This window comes from Flavobacteriales bacterium (assembly GCA_016124845.1).
Taxonomy (GTDB): Bacteria; Bacteroidota; Bacteroidia; order UBA10329; family UBA10329; genus UBA10329.
The window spans coordinates 123,048-142,514 of record WGMW01000009.1 but is presented as its reverse complement, the minus strand read 5'-3'; the positions used below and the strand labels follow the sequence as shown (position 1 = coordinate 142,514).

The 19,467-nt window shown below is 50.1% G+C and carries 17 protein-coding genes; 3 read left to right on the top strand and 14 right to left on the bottom strand.

Annotation, left to right across the window (positions count from 1 at the left end; genetic code table 11):
- Positions 1–5: 5 nt before the first annotated feature.
- Both GC178_04710 and GC178_04705 read left to right on the top strand, forming a co-directional pair.
- Positions 6–1,481: a glycosyltransferase gene (locus GC178_04710; protein MBI1286861.1), complete on the top strand. Its 1,476-nt coding sequence runs from the start codon at positions 6–8 to the stop codon at positions 1,479–1,481.
- Positions 1,478–3,577, top strand: a complete 2,100-nt coding sequence (locus GC178_04705) for a methyltransferase domain-containing protein (GenBank protein MBI1286860.1) — start codon at positions 1,478–1,480, stop codon at positions 3,575–3,577. Before GC178_04710 ends, GC178_04705 begins: the two co-directional genes overlap by 4 nt.
- A gap of 62 nt (positions 3,578–3,639) precedes the next feature.
- On the opposite strand, the gene GC178_04700 is transcribed toward GC178_04705, so the two are convergent.
- Both GC178_04700 and GC178_04695 read right to left on the bottom strand, forming a co-directional pair.
- A complete protein-coding gene (locus GC178_04700) occupies positions 3,640–4,059 on the bottom strand; it encodes a hypothetical protein (GenBank protein ID MBI1286859.1) in 420 nt (139 codons plus the stop codon).
- A 46-nt stretch (positions 4,060–4,105) separates the two neighbouring features.
- Positions 4,106–5,503, bottom strand: a complete 1,398-nt coding sequence (locus tag GC178_04695; GenBank protein ID MBI1286858.1) for a T9SS type A sorting domain-containing protein — start codon at positions 5,501–5,503, stop codon at positions 4,106–4,108.
- Between the two features lie 114 nt (positions 5,504–5,617).
- Here GC178_04695 and GC178_04690 point away from each other — a divergent pair, with 114 nt between their 5' ends.
- Positions 5,618–5,971, top strand: coding sequence for a hypothetical protein (locus GC178_04690; GenBank protein ID MBI1286857.1), 354 nt, complete (start codon positions 5,618–5,620; stop codon positions 5,969–5,971).
- Between the two features lie 482 nt (positions 5,972–6,453).
- Here GC178_04690 and GC178_04685 read toward each other — a convergent pair whose 3' ends face one another.
- The 12 genes from GC178_04685 to GC178_04630 form a co-directional block, all read right to left on the bottom strand.
- Positions 6,454–7,152 (bottom strand): hypothetical protein, encoded by a 699-nt coding sequence (locus GC178_04685; GenBank protein ID MBI1286856.1) that lies wholly within the window; start codon positions 7,150–7,152, stop codon positions 6,454–6,456.
- A 162-nt stretch (positions 7,153–7,314) separates the two neighbouring features.
- On the bottom strand, positions 7,315–8,448 hold the full coding sequence (locus GC178_04680; protein MBI1286855.1) for an AI-2E family transporter: 1,134 nt from the start codon (positions 8,446–8,448) through the stop codon (positions 7,315–7,317).
- 293 nt (positions 8,449–8,741) lie between these two features.
- Entirely contained in the window at positions 8,742–8,963 is a 222-nt protein-coding gene (locus GC178_04675) for a hypothetical protein (GenBank protein MBI1286854.1), read from the bottom strand.
- Complete coding sequence (locus GC178_04670; GenBank protein ID MBI1286853.1) at positions 8,954–9,457, bottom strand: hypothetical protein; 504 nt, start codon at positions 9,455–9,457, stop codon at positions 8,954–8,956. Before GC178_04670 ends, GC178_04675 begins: the two co-directional genes overlap by 10 nt.
- Before the next feature lie 245 nt (positions 9,458–9,702).
- The gene (ftsZ, locus tag GC178_04665; GenBank protein MBI1286852.1) at positions 9,703–11,838 is read right to left on the bottom strand and encodes a cell division protein FtsZ; all 2,136 of its coding nucleotides are present in this window, start codon (positions 11,836–11,838) and stop codon (positions 9,703–9,705) included.
- 135 nt (positions 11,839–11,973) lie between these two features.
- Positions 11,974–13,368, bottom strand: coding sequence for a cell division protein FtsA (ftsA, locus tag GC178_04660; protein ID MBI1286851.1), 1,395 nt, complete (start codon positions 13,366–13,368; stop codon positions 11,974–11,976).
- Entirely contained in the window at positions 13,368–14,162 is a 795-nt protein-coding gene (locus GC178_04655) for a hypothetical protein (GenBank protein ID MBI1286850.1), read from the bottom strand. Before GC178_04655 ends, ftsA begins: the two co-directional genes overlap by 1 nt.
- On the bottom strand, positions 14,159–15,508 hold the full coding sequence (locus tag GC178_04650; GenBank protein MBI1286849.1) for a UDP-N-acetylmuramate--L-alanine ligase: 1,350 nt from the start codon (positions 15,506–15,508) through the stop codon (positions 14,159–14,161). Before GC178_04650 ends, GC178_04655 begins: the two co-directional genes overlap by 4 nt.
- Positions 15,509–15,527: 19 nt before the next feature.
- On the bottom strand, positions 15,528–16,547 hold the full coding sequence (locus GC178_04645) for a DUF1016 family protein (GenBank protein MBI1286848.1): 1,020 nt from the start codon (positions 16,545–16,547) through the stop codon (positions 15,528–15,530).
- Positions 16,544–17,701 carry an undecaprenyldiphospho-muramoylpentapeptide beta-N-acetylglucosaminyltransferase gene (gene murG, locus GC178_04640; protein ID MBI1286847.1) on the bottom strand — a complete coding sequence of 386 codons (1,158 nt, stop codon included), beginning with the start codon at positions 17,699–17,701 and terminating at the stop codon, positions 16,544–16,546. The genes GC178_04645 and murG overlap by 4 nt, the downstream gene beginning before the upstream one ends.
- Positions 17,694–18,914, bottom strand: coding sequence for a cell division protein FtsW (locus GC178_04635; GenBank protein ID MBI1286846.1), 1,221 nt, complete (start codon positions 18,912–18,914; stop codon positions 17,694–17,696). Before GC178_04635 ends, murG begins: the two co-directional genes overlap by 8 nt.
- 3 nt (positions 18,915–18,917) lie before the next feature.
- Positions 18,918–19,463, bottom strand: a complete 546-nt coding sequence (locus GC178_04630; protein ID MBI1286845.1) for a hypothetical protein — start codon at positions 19,461–19,463, stop codon at positions 18,918–18,920.
- Positions 19,464–19,467: the final 4 nt, after the last annotated feature.

Genomic DNA, 19,467 nt, shown 5'->3' with positions numbered 1-19,467 from the left:
GTTGCATGATCTTGGGGTACGTTCTTCTGGTCATTTATATCGTTTGTCTGCTGGCTATTCTGGTCTACAGTTTGGCGCAAGGTCATCTGACCATGCTCTATCTCCGTTCGAAGCGAAAAGGAGAAACAGATACACCCGAATTGCCTGCGGAACTTCCTTTCGTGACTGTTCAATTACCTGTTTACAACGAGTTGTACGTGGTGGAGCGCCTCATTAGACGTGTGGCGCAATTGGACTATCCGCTGGACAGATTGGAAATCCAAGTGCTTGATGATGGAAACGATGAAAGCGTGGAAGTAGCGGCAAAGCTCATCGCTGAGCTTCGCGAAACGGGATTGGACATACAACACATCCGAAGAGCAGACCGAACGGGTTTTAAAGCAGGTGCGTTGGCTTATGGATTAGAGATTGGGAAAGGAGAATTCATCGCCATTTTCGATGCGGATTTCCTACCAGAGAAAGACTTCTTGCTAAAGACCTTGCCGTATTTTCAAAATGAGAACATCGGATTGGTGCAAACACGATGGGAGCATCTCAATCGGAATTACAACCTGCTGACCAAACTGCTGTCTATGGCGCTGGACGCGCATTTTACCATTGAGCAGCGCGGAAGGAATTCCAATGGTGATTTCATGAATTTCAATGGAACGGCTGGGATTTGGAGACGCGAATGCATTGAAACTTCTGGTGGTTGGAGTGCCGAAACGCTGACGGAAGATCTTGATCTGAGTTATCGCGCGCAGCTGAAAGGTTGGAAAATGAAGTACTTGGAAGGGCAGACTTCGCCTGCAGAGATTCCTGCATTCATTCAGGCGGTGCGCTCGCAGCAGTACCGCTGGAACAAGGGCGGGGCAGAAGTGGCGCGGAAGAATTTCATCAATGTGATGAAAGCGAATCTGCCACTGCACGTCAAGTTTCATGCGCTGTTCCACTTGTTCAATACGGGGATTTTCATCTGTGTTTTCTTGGCTGCTTTTGTGAGCGTTCCGTTGCTCTATTTCATGGCCAGTAAAGGGTTGGCTGCTGAGTTGATGAAGTACGCAGCGGTGTTCTTCCTTGGGTTCTTTCTGTTGTCGGGTTTCTATTGGACAACCATTCGGCAGCGGTACGGGTCAGCAGCTAAAACCACAGGGTGGTTCATTCTTTATTTTCCGATCTTTCTCAGTTTGTCGATGGGGCTTTCCCTGTACAATACCATTGCGGTATCGGAGGGTTACCTGGGCATCCGCTCGCCATTTATCCGAACGCCCAAGTTCAATATTGTGGGGGACCGGACCGATGTGAAACAGAACAAATACATGATATCGCGCCCACCGATGATCGTGCTGTTTGAGGCGCTGTTGGCCATCTACTTTCTGGGCGCCATTGTTTGGGCGGTGCAGGTCGGGTACTACGCGTTTCTGCCCTTTCATTTGCTGTTGATGCTCGGATTTGCGGGCATCACGTTCTACTCCATCAAGCATAGCGTGGTTCGGGTATGATGCTGCCGCGATGGGTGCATAAACTCCTGATGTTTGCGGTCTTCCAGTGGCATTTGGCGTTTGCCATTGTCATTGACCGGTTCAATACGCCAGCGGTGCTGTGGTCATTCGCTGGCCTTTGGCTGATCTTTCTGATACAGTGGGCCGATCGGGAAATATCGGTGAAACGGATGATTGCGCTTGGAATGCTTTTCCGAGGCATCTACCTGTTGACGTTTCCCGAATTGTCGGATGATGTGTTCCGTTATCTCTGGGATGGCATGTTGACCAATGAAGGAATCTCTCCTTATGCGATTGTTCCGAATGAATGGGCGGAAGCAGGTTTAGGAGAGTCGTTCGGGCAAATGCTGCATCAACTCAATTCGCCCGATTATTATTCGGTCTATCCGCCCGTTCTGCAGAGCATTTTTGCGGCAAGTGTGTGGTTGGGCGATGGCAAGTTGCTCTCTTCTGTTATCGCGCTTCGCGGATTTGTATTAGTGGCGGAGTTCGGTTCCATGCTATTGATCTGGAAGTTGCTGCAAGCGTGGAGACTCAATACGCGGAACTTGATGCTGTATGCCTTGAATCCGTTGGTGATCATTGAGTTTGCTGGAAGTCTGCATGGAGAGGTTTTCATGGTTTTCTTCCTTTTGCTGAGTTTGTGGTTGTTGACCTCCCCCAGCCCCTTCCTTCGACAAGCTCAGGACAGGCTCTTTCCAGGAGGGGAGAAAACCCCTCTGCCTTCGGCATCTCCCCAAAGGGGAGAGTCTGGCAAGCGAGTGTTGGGTCGAAGTGTCAGTTCCCCTCCCTTTTGGGGAGGGGTTAGGGGTGGGGCTTTGTCTGCCATTGCCTTTGGCCTGAGTATAGGAACTAAGCTGTTGCCGCTGCTGTTCCTGCCGTTCTACATCAAGCGATTGGGTTGGTGGAAGACGGCAATCTATGGAGGCATCGCCATGCTTGTTACCGGGCTGCTATTCATTCCGTTCTGGACGCCAGATCTACTTGCGAATGTTTCCGCTTCGCTGAGGTTGTACTTCGCCAACTTTGAGTTCAATCCGAGTTTGTATCACCTGATCCGGTCGGTCGGGTTTTGGGTGGTCGGCTACAACATTATCGGGCAAACGGCCGTGTGGTTGCCTCGGGTGGTGCTGTTGATTATTCTGCTCATTGCCTTACTGAACAAGGAAAAGGAAATGCGCAGCTTGCCGAAGCTCATGCTGTTGGCGTGGTTCACTTATTATGCCTTTGCCACAACGGTGCACCCGTGGTACATCGCAGTTTTAGCTGCATTTCTTCCGTTTGTGAAGTATCGGTTTGCGTTGGTGTGGCTGATGCTGATACCGCTCTCGTATCACGTTTACGGAAGTACAGATTTTCACGAAAATGGATGGTTGCTGGCCGCAGAGTATGTGCCGGTTTACGTGTGGCTTGGGTTTGAATTGGGGTTGCTGCGACCGTTGCAGCGATGGTGGGCGTTGCGCAGGGCAGAAGTGAAGCGGAAGCGGTTGTTGCCGTTGTTGATGGATAGAGATTCCTCGCTACGCTCGGAAAGTCAAGAACCACTCAAGTTGTTGGAGGGAGACCCCTCACTGCGTTCGGGGAAGCAACAAGAACTGAGTGTGCTGGACATCGGTGCTGGAAATGGGGCGTTGGTGAAGTTGCTGAATGAGGAGGGAATGAAGTTGTCGGCAATCGATATTGAAGACAAAAGCCTGTTCAATGATGTGCATGTGCAGGTTTATGATGGGGCGAAGTTCCCGTTCGGAGACAGGCAGTTCGATGTGTGTCAGTTGATAACGATGCTTCATCATACCACGAATGCGGAGGAACTGGTTCGCGAAGCAAAGCGTGTTTCTCATCGCATTATCATTATGGAGGACATTTATGAGAATCCTTTTCAGAAGTACATTACGTGGTTTACGGACAGCTTGGTGAATTGGGAGTTCTTCGGACATCCGCACACCAACCGAACGGATGCGGAGTGGAGGGAACTGTTTGAAAGGAATGGGCTGGTGGTGGAGACGGTTGAGTACTACAGATTCTTGGTGTTCTTCAAGCAGGTGACGTATGTTCTATCTCACACCGAGACGCAGAGACGCGGAGAAAAATCCTGAATCAGCAACTGGGAAACTAAATTGAAAATTGCCAATCGCTAATTGTCAATTGCACATCCTTTTCAAGGAATCGGTTCGCGGTTGCGTTCTCCGATGATGAGAGCGGTGGAAACACCCACGAACAAGGCTCTAATTATATTGTACATGAATTCGAGCAGCGCCCAGCCAGGTGAGGTGATGTTGAAATCGCCATAGTAGCTGGTAACGGTGAGTCCGGTGAGGATTCCCATTAGGAAACCGAACTTAAGCCCCTTGGCGAGTGGCGTTCCGCCCTTGTAGAGCATGTGATATACATACACGAACACCAATGCGCGCATGGCGTGGGTGATGAGGAAATAGGCGATGGGCATCTGCATGCGCTCGATGCCGAAAACCCACTCGTTGTACCAGGATTCGAAGATCACTTCATGCCATAGCACCCCTCCCAGCGTGAAAATGAGCCAGGCGGCAATGGTAGCGGCTATGAAACGAACGTAATTCATAAGAGGGCGACAAGTTTAATGAATCTTCCCTGTGTGATGTGTGGTTTTACTGGATTTTAACAATCGGTGTGGTAAACATGTTCTCGATTCGGAGGAGGTAGGTGCCTGATGGCAGCCATGCAAGGTTGAGCGAAGTTCGGTGGGTGACCGTTGATCGGGATAGTACCCGTCCTGAAAGGTCGAGGACCTCCATTGAAATGGGTCGGTTGGCAGGTGAGTTGGATGAAATGTTGATGGATTCTGTGAACGGGTTTGGGTAGATGTTCCAACGGTTTTCTGCCGTGGTCTCGTGGATGCCTACGGCCGCATTGCCATCAAAATCGGCACGTAGGATGATAATGTCTTCGGAGTTGTTGACATCGGCTTTGCCGCAAACGACAATTGTGTTGCCATCCACCTGCACTTCGTAACCTGTTTCGGTACGTACGCCACCGAAATAGCGCGTCCAGAGCGTATCACCGTCCGCATTGGTGCGGATAAGGCCCAGATCGCGGAAGCTTGCGGTATCTGCGGGGTAAAGCGAGCCTGTGAATACGGCTCCGCCATCAGGCATCAGGGCCACATCGTAACCCAACTCGTTGCCACTGCGACCGAATCCCTTTCGCCACAGCACTTGGCCGGATGCATCCACCTTCATGGCCAACAGATCGAGCCCTCCATTGCCAATGTCGTTGGTTGTTCCGGCCACGTAGTAACCACCGGACGGATTGGGAGTAATGGCTTCCCCGAACTCAAGACCTGAGGAGGTGTATTCCTGCTGCCATTGGATGTTGCCGTCCATATCGGTGCCGATGATGAGGACATTATCGGAAGAACCGCTATGTACGGAGCCTGTGATGACCAATCCGTTGGATACCAGCTGCAATTCCTTCGGGTCTTCCTTGCCTGGGTAGGGGTCCACGAGCTTTGTCCACAGCGTATCGCCATCGGAGTTGAAACGTACGAGCATGTTGGTCTTGGTAGAAGCGTCTTCGTAGGTTGAAAGCACGATGGCGCCATTGTCTGCCATGGGAACGACATCTCGCGCCTCTGCATCTTTGCCGAACTCGTGGGTGTGCTGGTAAACGGGCAGTCCGTTGCTGGAATTGTATTCGGCCACCACGATGCCGAAGTTCCTATTCGGAACATCATAATCGTAGCCTGCCACGAAGACGTTCCCGTTGGGAAGCAGACAGATGCTGCTTCCGTATAGCTCTGCGTTGCTGGAGAGTTGGCGGTTCCATTGCTCATTTCCATCTGCATCCACTTTGAGCAAGTAACCTGTGCGGGCAAAGGTGGACGTTTCGTATCGGTCGCCAACGGTTATGATACTGTGGTCGGGGAGGATGACCATATCGAAGGCGCGCTCTTCGGCCGAGGCGGTGCCATAGGTGTGGACGAAGAGGCTTTGAGATCGGGATGAAAAGGAGAAAAGAAAAATGAAAAAGGTGATGAAGAGGCGCATGAGGCTGCTGATCGGGGTTCAGTACGAAGATACTGAGGAGATGGGTTGTTTGAGGTGATGATAGCGGTGGTTGGGAAGCAGTGTGCGGTGATGTAAAAACCGAGAGATGTTGCAGTGAAACCGTTGGCAGTTGTTTTGAAACCAGAAGCGGTGGTTGTAAAACCAAAACTGGTGTTCGGGAAACATAAATTGGTGTTCGGGAAACCGAGAGCGGTGGTTGGGAAGCCAAAAGCAGTTGTTTGGAAGCGGGGAGGGCTGATCGTGGAGATGATCGAGGCGGTTGTTCTGGTGTGTGGGGTTGGTTGGAAGGATTCTTATCGTTCTTTTCTCTTGATTGAAAAGAACCAAAAGATCAAGGCTTGGAATTCTCATCGACCCGCAACTACTTCACAACCTGAACGGACCAAGCCGTTACGCTACGCTCCACTTCCGCGCCCCGTTCTGGCGGTCACTTCGTATTGCGGGTAGCCCGATTTGAATTCCGAGGCCGATGATGTGCTCGGATAAGTATTTGACGGTTTTCAACGGTTGAATGGAGTGGGGTTGGGTTGAGATGATAATAGGACACACCCCTAACCTCTCAAGAGGGGAAGTTGGCACGGAGCCTTTCGGGATTGGGAATGGAATGGGTTTGAAGTGGTTGTTACTTGATCCTTTGGATTCGTTCAGGGTATCGTTTATGCTGCTTGGTCGGGCATTTGATTGTATCAACTGCGAAATGTCTCTTACGAATGAAGGAGTTATTGGGCATTGCTCGAACTGCGAAGTAAGATTCCTCGGCTCGTTCCTCGCTTGGAATGACAACAGGAGTGGTCAAACCTCACTCGTAAGTGCCTTCACCACCTTGAACTGGTTGAAGAACTCGCCCACGAATACGCGGCCAATGCTGTAGGTCGGAACTGCGAGGATCATCAAGACAGTTCACCACAATCGAGAAGCCTTTTTGATTGCTACGGAACGTAACCGATCGGGTAATACTTGGTCTGGTCTTTTTTATCGAGTACCAGATCGGAGAAATCAGCATTTAGGTACGTGTTGAACCGTTGGTCAAATCTGATCGCTATCTTCTTTATGCTATCGGGTTCTCGTTTGAAGATCAGGTCGACCACGTAAGGGTTGCCATTTGCTACGTCCACGCAGAAATAATCATTCTCCCTCGTGTATGAAGGGCGTGTTTCGCAAGGAATCACTTGTGCGGGATTGAGTGGTTCGATTGAGTCATTGAAGAAAAAATGAACACATTTCAGTAGGCTGTCGGTCGGACAGGTTGGCTTGCCATGTAGCACCAGCCTCACTTGCAACTCCTCGTATTGATAATACTGTCTATTGCCAGTTCTGTGGAAAACAGGCAGTAATGGAGGACCGATGAAAAGAACTTTTGGGCATTTGGAAAAGTAGAAACCAATCGCAGCGTTGCTGTCGCAATTATGATATACATACGAACTCCATGGGTAGTGAACCGATTTCCATGTGAGTTTCCGCTTGAAATTTTTGTTTTTGGTCTGCGCCCAATTCCCAATGGGCGAATCCATGGTCAGGTTGATGTGTTTCTCAATAACGGAACAGCCAGAAATTGATATAAACAGCAAAAGCCATGAGAATGTCTGTAGAAGCCGCTTACGCTTGAACTGCAATAAGGAATATGCCATTAGGGGATGGGGTAAGTTTTGCATCGACCTCTGAACGATGCTAAAGGCATTTGATTGTATAGACAGTAGGATTGTCTCTAACCAAGGAAAGGGTTATTGGTCATTGCTCGAACTGCGAGGTAAGATTCCTCGGCTTGTTCCTCGGAATGACAAAAGGTTCAGTCAAACCTCATTCGTCAACGCCTTAACCACTTTGAACTGGTTGAAGAACTCACCCACGAATACGCGGCCAATGCTGTAGGTGGGAACCGCGAGGATCATACCCGCAATGCCTGCCACGTTGCCCGCCATCAGAATGACAAGGAATATCTCCAACGGGTGGGCTTTCACACTCTGTGAGTAGATGAGCGGTTGCAGCACGATATTGTCGAGCAGCTGTGCCACGGCATACACCAAGGCCATTTGGCCTGTAAGGCTGAGCATGCCCGCTGGGTCGAGACCTGCGGAGTTGGTGCTGAGTCCGATGGTGATGCCCACAGCGGCCCCGATCATCGGTCCTACATACGGAATAACGTTGAAGAGGCCCGCAATGAAGCCGATGAGCATGGCGTTGTCAACCCCAACAATGGCCAGTCCGATGGAAACGATGCTCATCACAATGGCCACCTCGATGATGACCCCGATGAAGTAGCGGGTGAGGAGTTCCTTGCTCTTGTGCAGCACCTTGCCGAAACGCTCTTCGTGCCTGTCTGGCACGAGGGTCATGATCATGTTCTTGAAAAGCCCTTGATCTTTGAGGAAGAAGAAGGTGATGAAGGTGATGGCAAAGAAGGCGATGAAGATGTCGCCCGTAAGGCCCAAGGCGTATTGCACGCTATCGCCCACAGCCGAAATGTTGAAGAGGTTGGTGAGCATGTGCTTGAGCTCTGATTCGAGCATGATGGGTACTTCGGTGAGCTGAAACTGGTTGATGTAGTCTTCTGCCACGCGGATGGGGCCACGGACGTTATTCACCACCTCCTGTGTGTTGACATCGGAGAGTTTGCGGGCCTCATCGGCCACCATGGGAATGAATGCGCTGATCACACCTCCGAAGAAGGAGAGCAGTCCACCAATGGTGAGGCTGGCCGCTAACCCCCGCGACATTTGCCTGCCTTTGAACTGCAGCTTGAGCAGGAAACGGATGATCGGCTCACCAATGAGCGAAAGGACCCCTGCCACCAGAATGTAGGCGATGATGGTGTGGAAGTACCACGCCAAGGCAATGAACAGGATGATGAGCGGGATGTAGAACCAGTTGCGTTTCACGGAAGGGTATCGAATTACGAATGTGTACGAATATACGAAGGTGATCAACCGTAGATATTCTCAGTCGCATGTTCTGTTCTTGAAAAACGCCTCCCAGTCTATCTTGGAAATGGACTCGTATTTCTGGAAAATACTGTCAACCCTGTTTGCAACTTCACACGGGGTGGTGTCCTTCCAACAGGCATAATCAACCCTATCAAATACTACAATAATGGGATTCCCCTCCTTATCAAACAAGCAATAATCACGAATCTTTTTATTGCTGTAAATCCTATACTTAGCCAGTTGCCCGTTCTTGTAAAAATCAAGAGTAACCCCATTCACGATTCCATCGCAATGGGTTATTGCCGTATTAAACTGCCATCATCATAAAGCCATTTAGCAAAACCGATTTGAACATTATGGAGTCCTGAATCAGCTGGTGTGGGAATAGTGTCCCACGGAAACACTTCTTCAACATGACCGGAATGTCCGGCATTACAACTGACAAGCGATACCGACATGCCGACCATCAGCGTCAACATCTGCAAGGCAACCAAGGTCAATGACGCACTCAGTCGCATGTTCTGTTTTTGAAAAACACTTCCCAGTCTATTTTGGAAACGGACTCGTATTTTCTGAAAATACTATCAACCCTGTTGGAAACCTCACAGGGTATCGTGTCTTCCTGACAAAAATAAAATGCCCTATCAAAGATTGTCAATATAGGACTTCCTTCAATGTCAAACATGCAATCGTCTTTAATTTTCCCATTTACCATAACAAAATACTTTGATAATTGTCCTGTATTGAAGAACTCAAGACTAATTCCATTTCGTTTTCCATTACAATAGCTACTCACTTCCCATAGTTTACCATCATCGTAAAGCCATTTATAATACCCACTCCGAGAATCATGAATTCCTGAATCGGGTAGCAGTGGAATAGTGTCCCATGGAAACACTTCTTCAACATGACCAGAATGTCCGGCATCACAACTGACAAGTGAGACCAAAACACCGATGTACACAATTAAACGTCTGATCTCCCGGTCAACAATTTGGAATGAATGTCCCATCTATGGTATCAGTTTTCTAAATGACCATTCCCTTTTTTGCTTATCGAGTCGGGCCGGCTGTCAACGCCCATAATCTCTGTTACGAATATACGAAGGTAGAGACCCCTCGTTCCTCGGGGAAACAAAAAACGGTTGCTTCGCTGACGAAGGAAGCGTCTAAAACGAAAGAAGCAACCTCCGTTGTGGAGATTGCTTCTTTTAAATCCCCCGCCCTTTTTAAAGGGTGATGGGCGGAAGTGGTCTTATCAGTCGACCGACTCGTGGAGGAACGAGTTGCCATCGCTGAGGCCGCCACGCTTGTTGCCGTTCTCATCGTTTTCGTCCGTGTCGCTCACTTGGTAGCGCGTTACCGAACTTTCGGATGAATGTGGCGTGTCGTCCAAGCTTACGTTACGTCTTTTGAAGGCAGGAACGTTCTCCAACTCGGCCAGGTTGGTCGGGCTGCGGAAACGCGCGTTCATGTTCTTCAGACGCTCCATGCGCTCCTGCTGCTTGCGCTGCATTTCCTCTGCATCCAATGAATCTTCCACCTTGGAAGCGGCAAACGTTTCTGTGCGCGTAATGAGCTTCGGCTCGCCTGTGAGGTTCTCCTCGGCTTTCGCTTTGGTCTCTGGCGAATCGTCATACAAACTGAACTTGGTCACCTCAGTTTCAGCCGTTGGCTCTGGCTTCTTCAGTTCGAATTCGAACTCCGTGGCTGTTTCGGTGGTAACGACATTGTCGTCTTTCGTGTCTTCCACTTCATCCTCTTCCTCATTGAAAAGCAGTGTTTCCTTTTTGAAAAGCGAGAATGTTGGAACCTCGGTAATTTCTTCTTCGGTCTCCTCTTCCTGCTCTTCCATGGTAGGAAGTTCGTTCTCCTCAAACTCCTCTTCGAAGGTTTCCTCAGTTGATTCGATGGTCAGTTCGGTATCGAATGACGCGGCCACTTCGAATTCGTCCTCATAATCCTCGTCTTCCTCTTCCTCGTAAAGTGGAAATTCTTCGCCTTCCTTGATACCGATCATCTCAGGAGCCTCTGCTTCCAGGAACGCATTGATCTCCTCATCTTCCTCATCCACCTTGAAAGCCATCAATGGCGGCTGTTTCTCCTCTTCCTCGGTATCGTCCGTCAGCGTGTATTTGATAACGTTGTCAGTTGTTTCCGAAGTGGTCTCATTTGTAGGAGGAGTGATCAATTCGGCCTGCGGCTTGTTCTCAACTTCGCGCTGTAGGTTCGGATTCATCAACACAGGGCGCGCGGAGAGACCGGAAGGAACGGAGGCTTTCGCTTCTGGCTCGGTTGGCGTGGTGTTCTGCGTTGGTGTAGGCGTTGGAGTAGGAGTAGCGGTTGGCGCTGGCGTAGGAGGCGTTACCACATTCTTAGGACGTGTGTCCAACGTGTGGCGAATGATGTTCTCCTTGCCCGTTACACGCTCCAGTTTCTCGCCTGAAAAACCAGTGGCGATGATAGTCAGCGTCAGTTGATCGCCCAACGATTCTTCGGTGCCATTACCCCAGATGACATCGGCATCCATGCCTGCTTCTTCCTGAATGTAGTCGGTGATCTCGGCCACCTCGTCCATAGTAACCTCTTCGTTGCCAGAGCTGATGTAAAGGAGGATGTTGCTCGCCCCGAAGATGTTGTTGTCGTTAAGAAGTGGTGAGGCCAATGCCTGCTCCACGGCCTTGATGGCGCGGTCTGGACCTGAAGTGGTTGCAGAACCCATGATGGCCACGCCAGAGCTGGTCATTACGGTGCGAACGTCTTCGAAATCCACGTTCACATAACCTTCTACGGTAATGATCTCGGCAATACCTTTTGCCGCGATGGTCAATACGTCATCGGCCTGTCCGAAAGCTTCGCTCAGTTTCAGGTTTCCGTACATCTCGCGCAGCTTGTCGTTGCTGATCACGATCACGGTATCCACGTGCTTTTTCAGCTCTTCCAGTCCGGCATCGGCCTGAAGCTTACGCTTCTTGCCCTCGAACGTGAACGGAACGGTAACGATACCAACGGTCAGGATGCCAAGCTCACGCGCAGCTTCTGCGATCACAGGAGCGGCACCTGTTCCGGTACCACCGCCCATACCAGCGGTAATGAACACCATTTTAGTATTGTTCTCGAGCACTTCCTTGATGTCGTCAAGGTTCTCGATGGCAGCGTTGCGGCCCACTTCGGCCTGCGCACCTGCACCACGGCCTTCAGTAAGGCTCGATCCCAACGCGATCTTCTTCGGAACCGGGCTCGTATCGAGCGCCTGTTGGTCGGTATTGCAGACAACGAAGTCGACACCTCGAATGCCTTGTTTGTACATGTGGTTGACAGCGTTGGAGCCGCCTCCACCCACTCCGATCACCTTGATGATGGAGCTATCCTCCTGGGGGAGATTGAAATTCATCATTTCCTTAGCCATTTTTCCTCCTGTTTGGTTATTTGTTATTTGGTTATTCGTTATTGGGTTGTGTGCTTTTCTATTGAAACTGGTATTGATTCTGACCTTAATAACTGTCTTCTCAATAACCAGGAACCATTGTCATTCAATGCCTTCGTTCATCCAGCGCTCGAGGCGTTTGCCCAGATTACGTAATGAGCCGAATGGGCTGTTGTTCTTTTCTTCCGCCACCTCGCGGGCCACTTCTTCCGCCTCCGAAAGCGTTGTTTCCTCTTCTTCTGCTTCAGCTGTTGCAGCAGGTTCTGCGGTCTTTTTCACAACAGGCGTTCCTTCGCGGCCTTCCGCCCAGTCTTCGATGGTCATGCCTTTGGCAGCCAACTCGTCTTTGAACTCAAGGCCTTTCATCACAAGTCCAACACCCGTTGAGAAGATCGGGCTGGTCACGTCATCGGTGTTGCCGCTGGCGAGGTGCTCGTTCGGATAGCCGACACGCACGTCCATTCCTGTCACGTACTCCATCAACTGCGGCAAGTAGCGGAGGTTGGAACCACCACCCGTTACCACGATGCCTCCGATAAGCTTCTTCTCGTACCCGGAGTTCTTGATCTCGTAGTACACGTGCTCAATGATCTCTTCCATACGCGCCTGAATGATGCTCGCCAGATTCTTGAGGCTGATCTCGCGCGGTTCGCGACCACGCAATCCTGGGATGGAAACGATCTCGTTGTCCTTCGCTTCAGTTGCAAGGGCCGAACCGAATTTCACCTTCAGCAATTCTGCTTGATGCTTGATGATGGTGCAACCTTCCTTGATGTCTTCGGTGATGATGTTACCACCGAACGGGATCACAGCCGTGTGACGGATGATATTGTCTTGGAAGATGGCGATGTCGGTTGTACCACCACCGATATCAACCAAGGCCACACCTGCTTCCATTTCCTCATCGCTGAGAACAGCGGCAGAAGAAGCAAGTGGTTCAAGGATCAACTCAGTAACCGAAAGACCAGCTTTGAACGCACAACGGTGAATGTTTTTCGCGGCAGCGATCTGCCCTGTAATGATGTGGAAGTTGGCTTCCAGACGGATGCCGCTCATTCCCACAGGATCTTTGATGCCTTGCTCGTTGTCTACGATATACTCTTGTGGCAGCACGTGGATGATCTCTTCACCTGGCAACATCTGTAGTTTGTACATGTCGCGGATCAGGTTGCGAACGTCCTCTTTGGCGATCTCCGTTTCAATAGAATCGCGAGTATAAATGCCACGGTGCTGCAACGACTTTATGTGCTGCCCTGCAATACCCACATTCACGTACTTGATCTTGATGCCCGTTTTCTGCTCGGCCTCTTCCACAGCCGTGCGGATCGACTGCACGGTCTTGTCGATGTTGGCCACCACGCCCCGGCTCACGCCCAGCGACTCCGATTTGCCGATGCCGAGAATCTCGATCTTGCCATGCTCATCGCGTTTACCAACAATGCAAGCAATTTTGGTTGTTCCGATGTCAAGTCCTACTACGATGTCTGAATTTTCCATTAGCTGTTCTTTTTGGTGCAGATAACCTGGTCTTTGTATTTAAGGTTGATGTGGGAGTAAGGCTCCCATCCGGTTTTGTTGAGTCCTTTGGTATAGAAGAGGTGAAGCTTCTTGAATTTCTCCTCCATCTTGTCGGTGCGGCCAAGCAGAATGGAGTGGTCTCCAACGGTTGGGATAAGTGTGAGCTCTCCGTTCGGTTCTACCACAATTTGCTGGATGTTCGCTTTCCAGAATTCGGTGCCTCTGATGAATGTGGCCAGGTCGAACAGTTCGTCCAAGCATGAAACATTCTTGAGGCTGTCCTTCATGGTTGCCACATTGTAGCGCTGCATCAAATGCGTCTTCTCCATGATGAAACCGCTTGCCACAGGCACACGCGCGGTGTAGTTCTGACTGGTCGGCATCACGTTTCCTTCCTTGTCGAGGTAGAAACTTTCCCCGTTGGAATTGAACACACGCAGGATCGGTTCGCGCTGATACACTTTCACCGCAAACACGCCATTGTGCTTGGTGTATACTTCGGCTCGTTTTACCGATGGATCGGAAGCAATGTGGCGCTCGTAAGCCGCGATCGGAACAGAAGAGATCGGCTTGCCTTTCGGACCGCCCTTGCTGTTGATCATGTCCATCACATCCTCGTTCGTCACGAAGAACACGCCACTTCCCGGATCCACCTCAATGCGGATGTCCTCGCACAGGATCTTGTCCGATTCGCGGGCGGTGAACGCCAATGAAACGAAGAGCCCGATGATGCCCAGAAACACAAATGCTATGTTCAGAATGCGCTTGATCATGACATCAGTTTCTGTTTGATGGGTGAAACCAATTGGTCGATGTCTCCCGCACCCATGGTGAGCAGTATGTCCAGTTCTGCGGCAGAAAGTTCATCCACCATAGTTTGCTTGCTCACCAATTCCTTGGCAGGATTCGAGATTCTTTCCAGCAGAGCAGATGAGGTGATTCCAGGAATCGCTTCTTCGCGTGCAGGATAGATCTCAAGCAAGGTCACTTCATCCAACTGCGAAAGGCTGCTGGCGAATTCGTTCATGTGATCCTTGGTGCGGCTGAACAGGTGCGGCTGGAAAATGCCTTTTACCTTGCGTCCTGGGAACAGTTCACGAACCGAACCGATACATGCAGAGATTTCCGTTGGATGATGTGCGTAATCATCAATGTAAACCAGATTGTCAGTATTGATGTGTACTTCGAATCTGCGCTTCACGCCTTTGTAAGTGGCCAATCCGTTGCGGATCTCCGCTTCCGAAAGACCCAACTGATCCACAGCCGCGAAAGCCGCCACCGCGTTCTCCACGTTATGCAGACCAGGCATTCCGAATTTCAGGTCTTTCAGTTTTCCCGAGGGAGAATGAAGGTCGAATTTGTACTGCCCGTTCTCGATGGAAAGGGCAGAGGTATAGTAGTCGCTTTTCTCACTCACCGAATAAGTGAAATTGCGTTTTGATGTTTCCGAAAATGGAAGTCCGAGACGGTAGATCAACGTTCCGTTTTCCGTCACGCGCTCAGTGAACTGCTTGAATGAATCGAGCATGTCATCGGCCGTGCCGTAAATGTCCAAGTGGTCGGCATCTACAGAAGTGACGATGGCAATCTCTGGCGAAAGCGTCAGGAACGAACGGTCGAACTCATCCGCTTCAACTACCATCAGGTCAGAACTTGTTGAAGTGAGTAGGTTCGTGTTGTAGTTGGTGCTGATGCCGCCCAAGAAAGCGTTGCAGTCTTTCGATGACGACTTGAGCAAATGCGCAATAATTGAACTTGTGGTCGTCTTGCCATGCGTTCCTGCTACCGCAACCGTTCTGTAGGTGTTGGAAAGCACGCCCAATACCTCCGAGCGCTTCAATACTTCAAATCCGTTCTCACGGAAGAAGTTCAATTCTGAATGATTCTTCGGAACGGCTGGCGTGTAGATGATAAGCGTACTTGCAGCACTCTTGAATGATGAATGAATCGCATTCACATCATCCGAATAATGCACCGCTATACCACTCGCTTCCAGCTCTTTGGTGAGTTCGGTGGAGAAGCGGTCGTAGCCTGCAACGGCTTTTCCTTGCTTCGCGAAATAGCGAGCAAGCGCGCTCATACCGATACCTCCGATACCGATCAGATAGACAGCTTGTATGTCGTTCAGCGCTTTCACGTTATTCAGCGATCTTTCTGCGTTCAATTCTTTCACGGGCTTCTTCCAAGGCGCGGTGAAGTCGCTTTTCAAGTTCTTTTTTCGGGGGAAGTTCTGTCCAGTATTCCGCCACCATGATTCCGTCCTTGTGCATTTCCAGCAGTTCTATCTGCTCCTTGTTGCTCTCTGCGCAGAGAATCAGGCCGATGGGCGTTTCTTCTCCGTCTTGGCGTTCGTGCCTGTCCAGCCATTTCAGGTAGAGCTCCATCTGTCCCTTATGTGCCGCTTGGAATTTGCCCAACTTCAGTTCGATGGCAACCAGTCTTCTCAATGAGCGATGGAAGAACAGGAGATCCAGATAGAAGTCCTCACCGTCTATTATTATCCGCTTTTGCCGTTCCACAAAGGCAAATCCCCGACCGATTTCGAGTATGAACTTTTCAAGTTCCTGTATGATCGCTTGCTCCAGATCGGCTTCCAGATACGTGTCTTTCAGACCGAGAAAGTCAAGGAGGTATGGATCCTTGAACATGCGGTTTGCTTCAAGATTGGTGTTCTGTAGTTGAAGGTCGGTGATTGCTGTCCGCTCAAATGCCTTTCGACTGATGTTGTGCTGCAATTCGCGAACGCTCCAGTTTTCTAAAGTTATTTTCTCGGCATAGAAATGTCTGGCCTCTTCTTTTTTCAGTGGAAGCAGAAGGACAAAATGTGACCAACTCAATTGTCGCGACAGTGTCGCGACTTTTTCTCGATCGGTAAACTGTTCTGCAAATTGCATCATACGCCTCACGCCTTTCTCGGTGAAACCCCTTCCGTACAGTTCTGTCAATTGTCGCGACACTGTCGCGACAATTTGTTTTCCATACGCAGCACGCTGGCTGTCAAGGATTTCCGAGTTGATTCGTTTCCCGATTTCCCAAAACACCAAGGTCATGGTGCTATTGACATGTGCTGTAGCTTCCTGTCTGCCACGCTCAATCAGCACAGAAAGCTCTTTCAGTAGCCTGTTCTCTAAAACCGATATGTTCTGTTCCGGTCTCATGCGGCCTTTGCCAGTTTCAAGATCTCTTTGGCGATTTCCTCATCTGCATTCGGAAGTGCCAGTTTCTTTATGTTGGTTATGAAGCGTGTTTGAGTGGCTTCATCGGACAATAGTTTCAATGCTTCTTCGCACGCTCTTGCGCCAGCTTCTGCATCTGGGACAAGAATGGCTGCATCTACATCCACCAACGCTTGTGCATTCTTAGTCTGATGGTCTTCTGCTGCAAATGGGAATGGAACCAACACCGATGGTTTTCCCACGATACACAGTTCTGAAATGGAACTGGCACCCGCGCGCGACAGCACGACATCGGCCACCGCGTACGCTTGATCCATGGAGTAGATGAAATCTGATACGAAGAAGTTGGTGGCGTTGGCATCTGCCACCGCTTTTTTCGCTTCCTCGATGAAGAGTTTGCCTGTTTGCCAAACCACTTGTACATCGGCTTTTATGAAGTCTTCGATGTGTGCTTTCACAGCCAAGTTGATGGAGCGCGCGCCCAAACTTCCACCGATCACTAGCAGCGTTTTCTTGGTTGGGTCGAGGTTGAAGGTCTTCTGTCCTTCCTCGCGTTTTCCGTCCAGATTCAGAATATCCTGACGAACAGGGTTTCCCGTTCGGATGAGACTTTTTGCCGGGAAGAATTTGTCCATGCCATCGTAGGCCACGCACACCTTCTTTGCCTTCTTACCAAGCAATTTGTTGGTGATTCCTGCATAGGAATTCTGCTCTTGAATTACCGTTGGAATTCGAACGCTGCTTGCAGCATACATCACTGGTCCGCTGGCGAAACCACCGACACCCACAACCACGTTCGGTTTGAATTCCTTGATGATCTTCAATGACTTCAATAGGCTTCCGATCAACTTGAATGGGAAGGCCAAATTCTTGAGCATGTTGCTGCGGTTGAGCCCCGAAATGTTCAGCCCGACAATTTTGTATCCCGCGGCTGGAACTTTTTCCATTTCCATCTTACCCAAAGCACCCACGAAAAGAATCTCCACATCTGATTGCAGTTTCTTCAACGCATTGGCAATGGCAATGGCAGGGAAGATGTGTCCGCCCGTTCCTCCACCTGATATGATCACGCGGACAGCCCCCCCGCCCCCCAAAGGGGGGATTGGAGCAAACTGTATGTTTTTGCGATTATCCATTGACAAGTTGAGCTTCGGTGAAACTGTTGTCGGAAATCTCTGTGACACTTCCCCCTTTGGGGGATGAGGGGGCTAATGCGCGACTTACACTTAAGATCATTCCAATGGAAATGGAGGTGAACCAAATGGAAGTTCCGCCCATACTCAGAAGCGGCAATGGTTGTCCAGTTACGGGGAACAGATTTACGGCCACCGCCATGTTGATGAACGCCTGGAAGATGAGGCTGAACGTGCAGCCGAACGCAAGCAGCGTTCCGAATACGGTTGTTCCCTTATGTACGATTCGCAATCCGCGGAACAGTAGAATCAGATACAGGAACAGAATGGACATGCCGCCAATGAAGCCCCATTCCTCAATAATGATAGCGTAGATGAAATCCGCGTACGCACTCGGAAGTCTGTTCCGCTGAACGCTGTTTCCAGGTCCAACACCTGTGATTCCGCCTGTGGCGATGGCAATTTTGGCTTGCTCGGTCTGGTAATTGGCATCGGCCATTTCCTGTGTTTCCTCCTTGCTCATGAAGGTTTCCACACGCGCTTTCCACGTTCCGAAACGTGGTAGCACTTTCTCAATCGGAAGTGCGTAGGAAAGCAGGAATACGAATGCGCCTGATATGATGATGGAGCCAACGAGTCCGGCCAAGTACTTGATCTTAACGCGGCCGATGAACATGAGGATCAATGATGTAGCAAATAGCACGGCCGCAGTAGAGAAGTTCGCTGGAAGAATCAATGCACAGATGATCAGTACTGGCCACACGATCTGAAGGAAGCCTTCCGTGAAATCGTCCAAAACTTCCTGTCTTCTTGAAAGGAGTCGCGCCAAGTAGGCGATCAACGCCAGTTTAGCAAGGTCGGAGGTTTGGAATGTGATGTTGATGACGGGAAGTGTGAGCCAGCGCGAAGCTGAGTTCACAGATGTTCCCGCAACCAATGTCACGGCCAACAGCGGTATGGAGATCCAAAGGAATATCTGCGCAATGCGCGAGAAATAGTTGTACGGAATCTTGTGTACGAAGTAGATGATTCCCCAGCCGAGTGCGATGATGAGGAAGTGTTTGAAAAGGTAGAATTCGGTGTTTCCGGCCTTTTCGATGTGCGCCAAATTGTTGGTGGCGCTGTACACGGCCAACACGGAAATAAGGGACAGCAGGAACACCACGGCCCAAATGACCATGTCGCCCTGAAGATATTTCCGCATCAGCGAGCCCATTTCTTACTTCTTGGAGTCAATGAATTTTTGAACCGCTTTCGTGAATTGATTTCCGCGGTCTTCGTAGCTGTCAAATAGATCGTGGCTTGAACAGGCTGGTGAAAGAATGATCTTATCGCCTGGACGAGCCAAGGTTGCGGCAGCTTTCACGGCCTCATCGGCTGTGCTTGCCCCAACAATCACTTCCGCATCTGTGAGGAAGGTTTTGAAGACGTTTCCGTTCTCACGCCCCAGACAAACAATGGCACGCACCTTATCTGAAACCAGCTCTTTCAGCATGCTGTAATCCTGTCCGGGTTGCAGTCCGCCCACAATCCAAACAGCTGTTCCTTGCAAACGCTCCAACGAATACCACGTCAGATCCACATTGGTGGCTTTCGAATCGTTAATGAACTCGATGTCATTCCAAACAGCTACGCTCTCCTGGCGGTGACGCGTGCTCTGAACATCAGACACACTTTCCTCAAGAATCTGCTTTCTCAATTCGAGCAAACTGTTGAACATTTCCTGCTCAGTCTGCACTGGGGTGTTCCACTTTTTATCTCTCATGGGG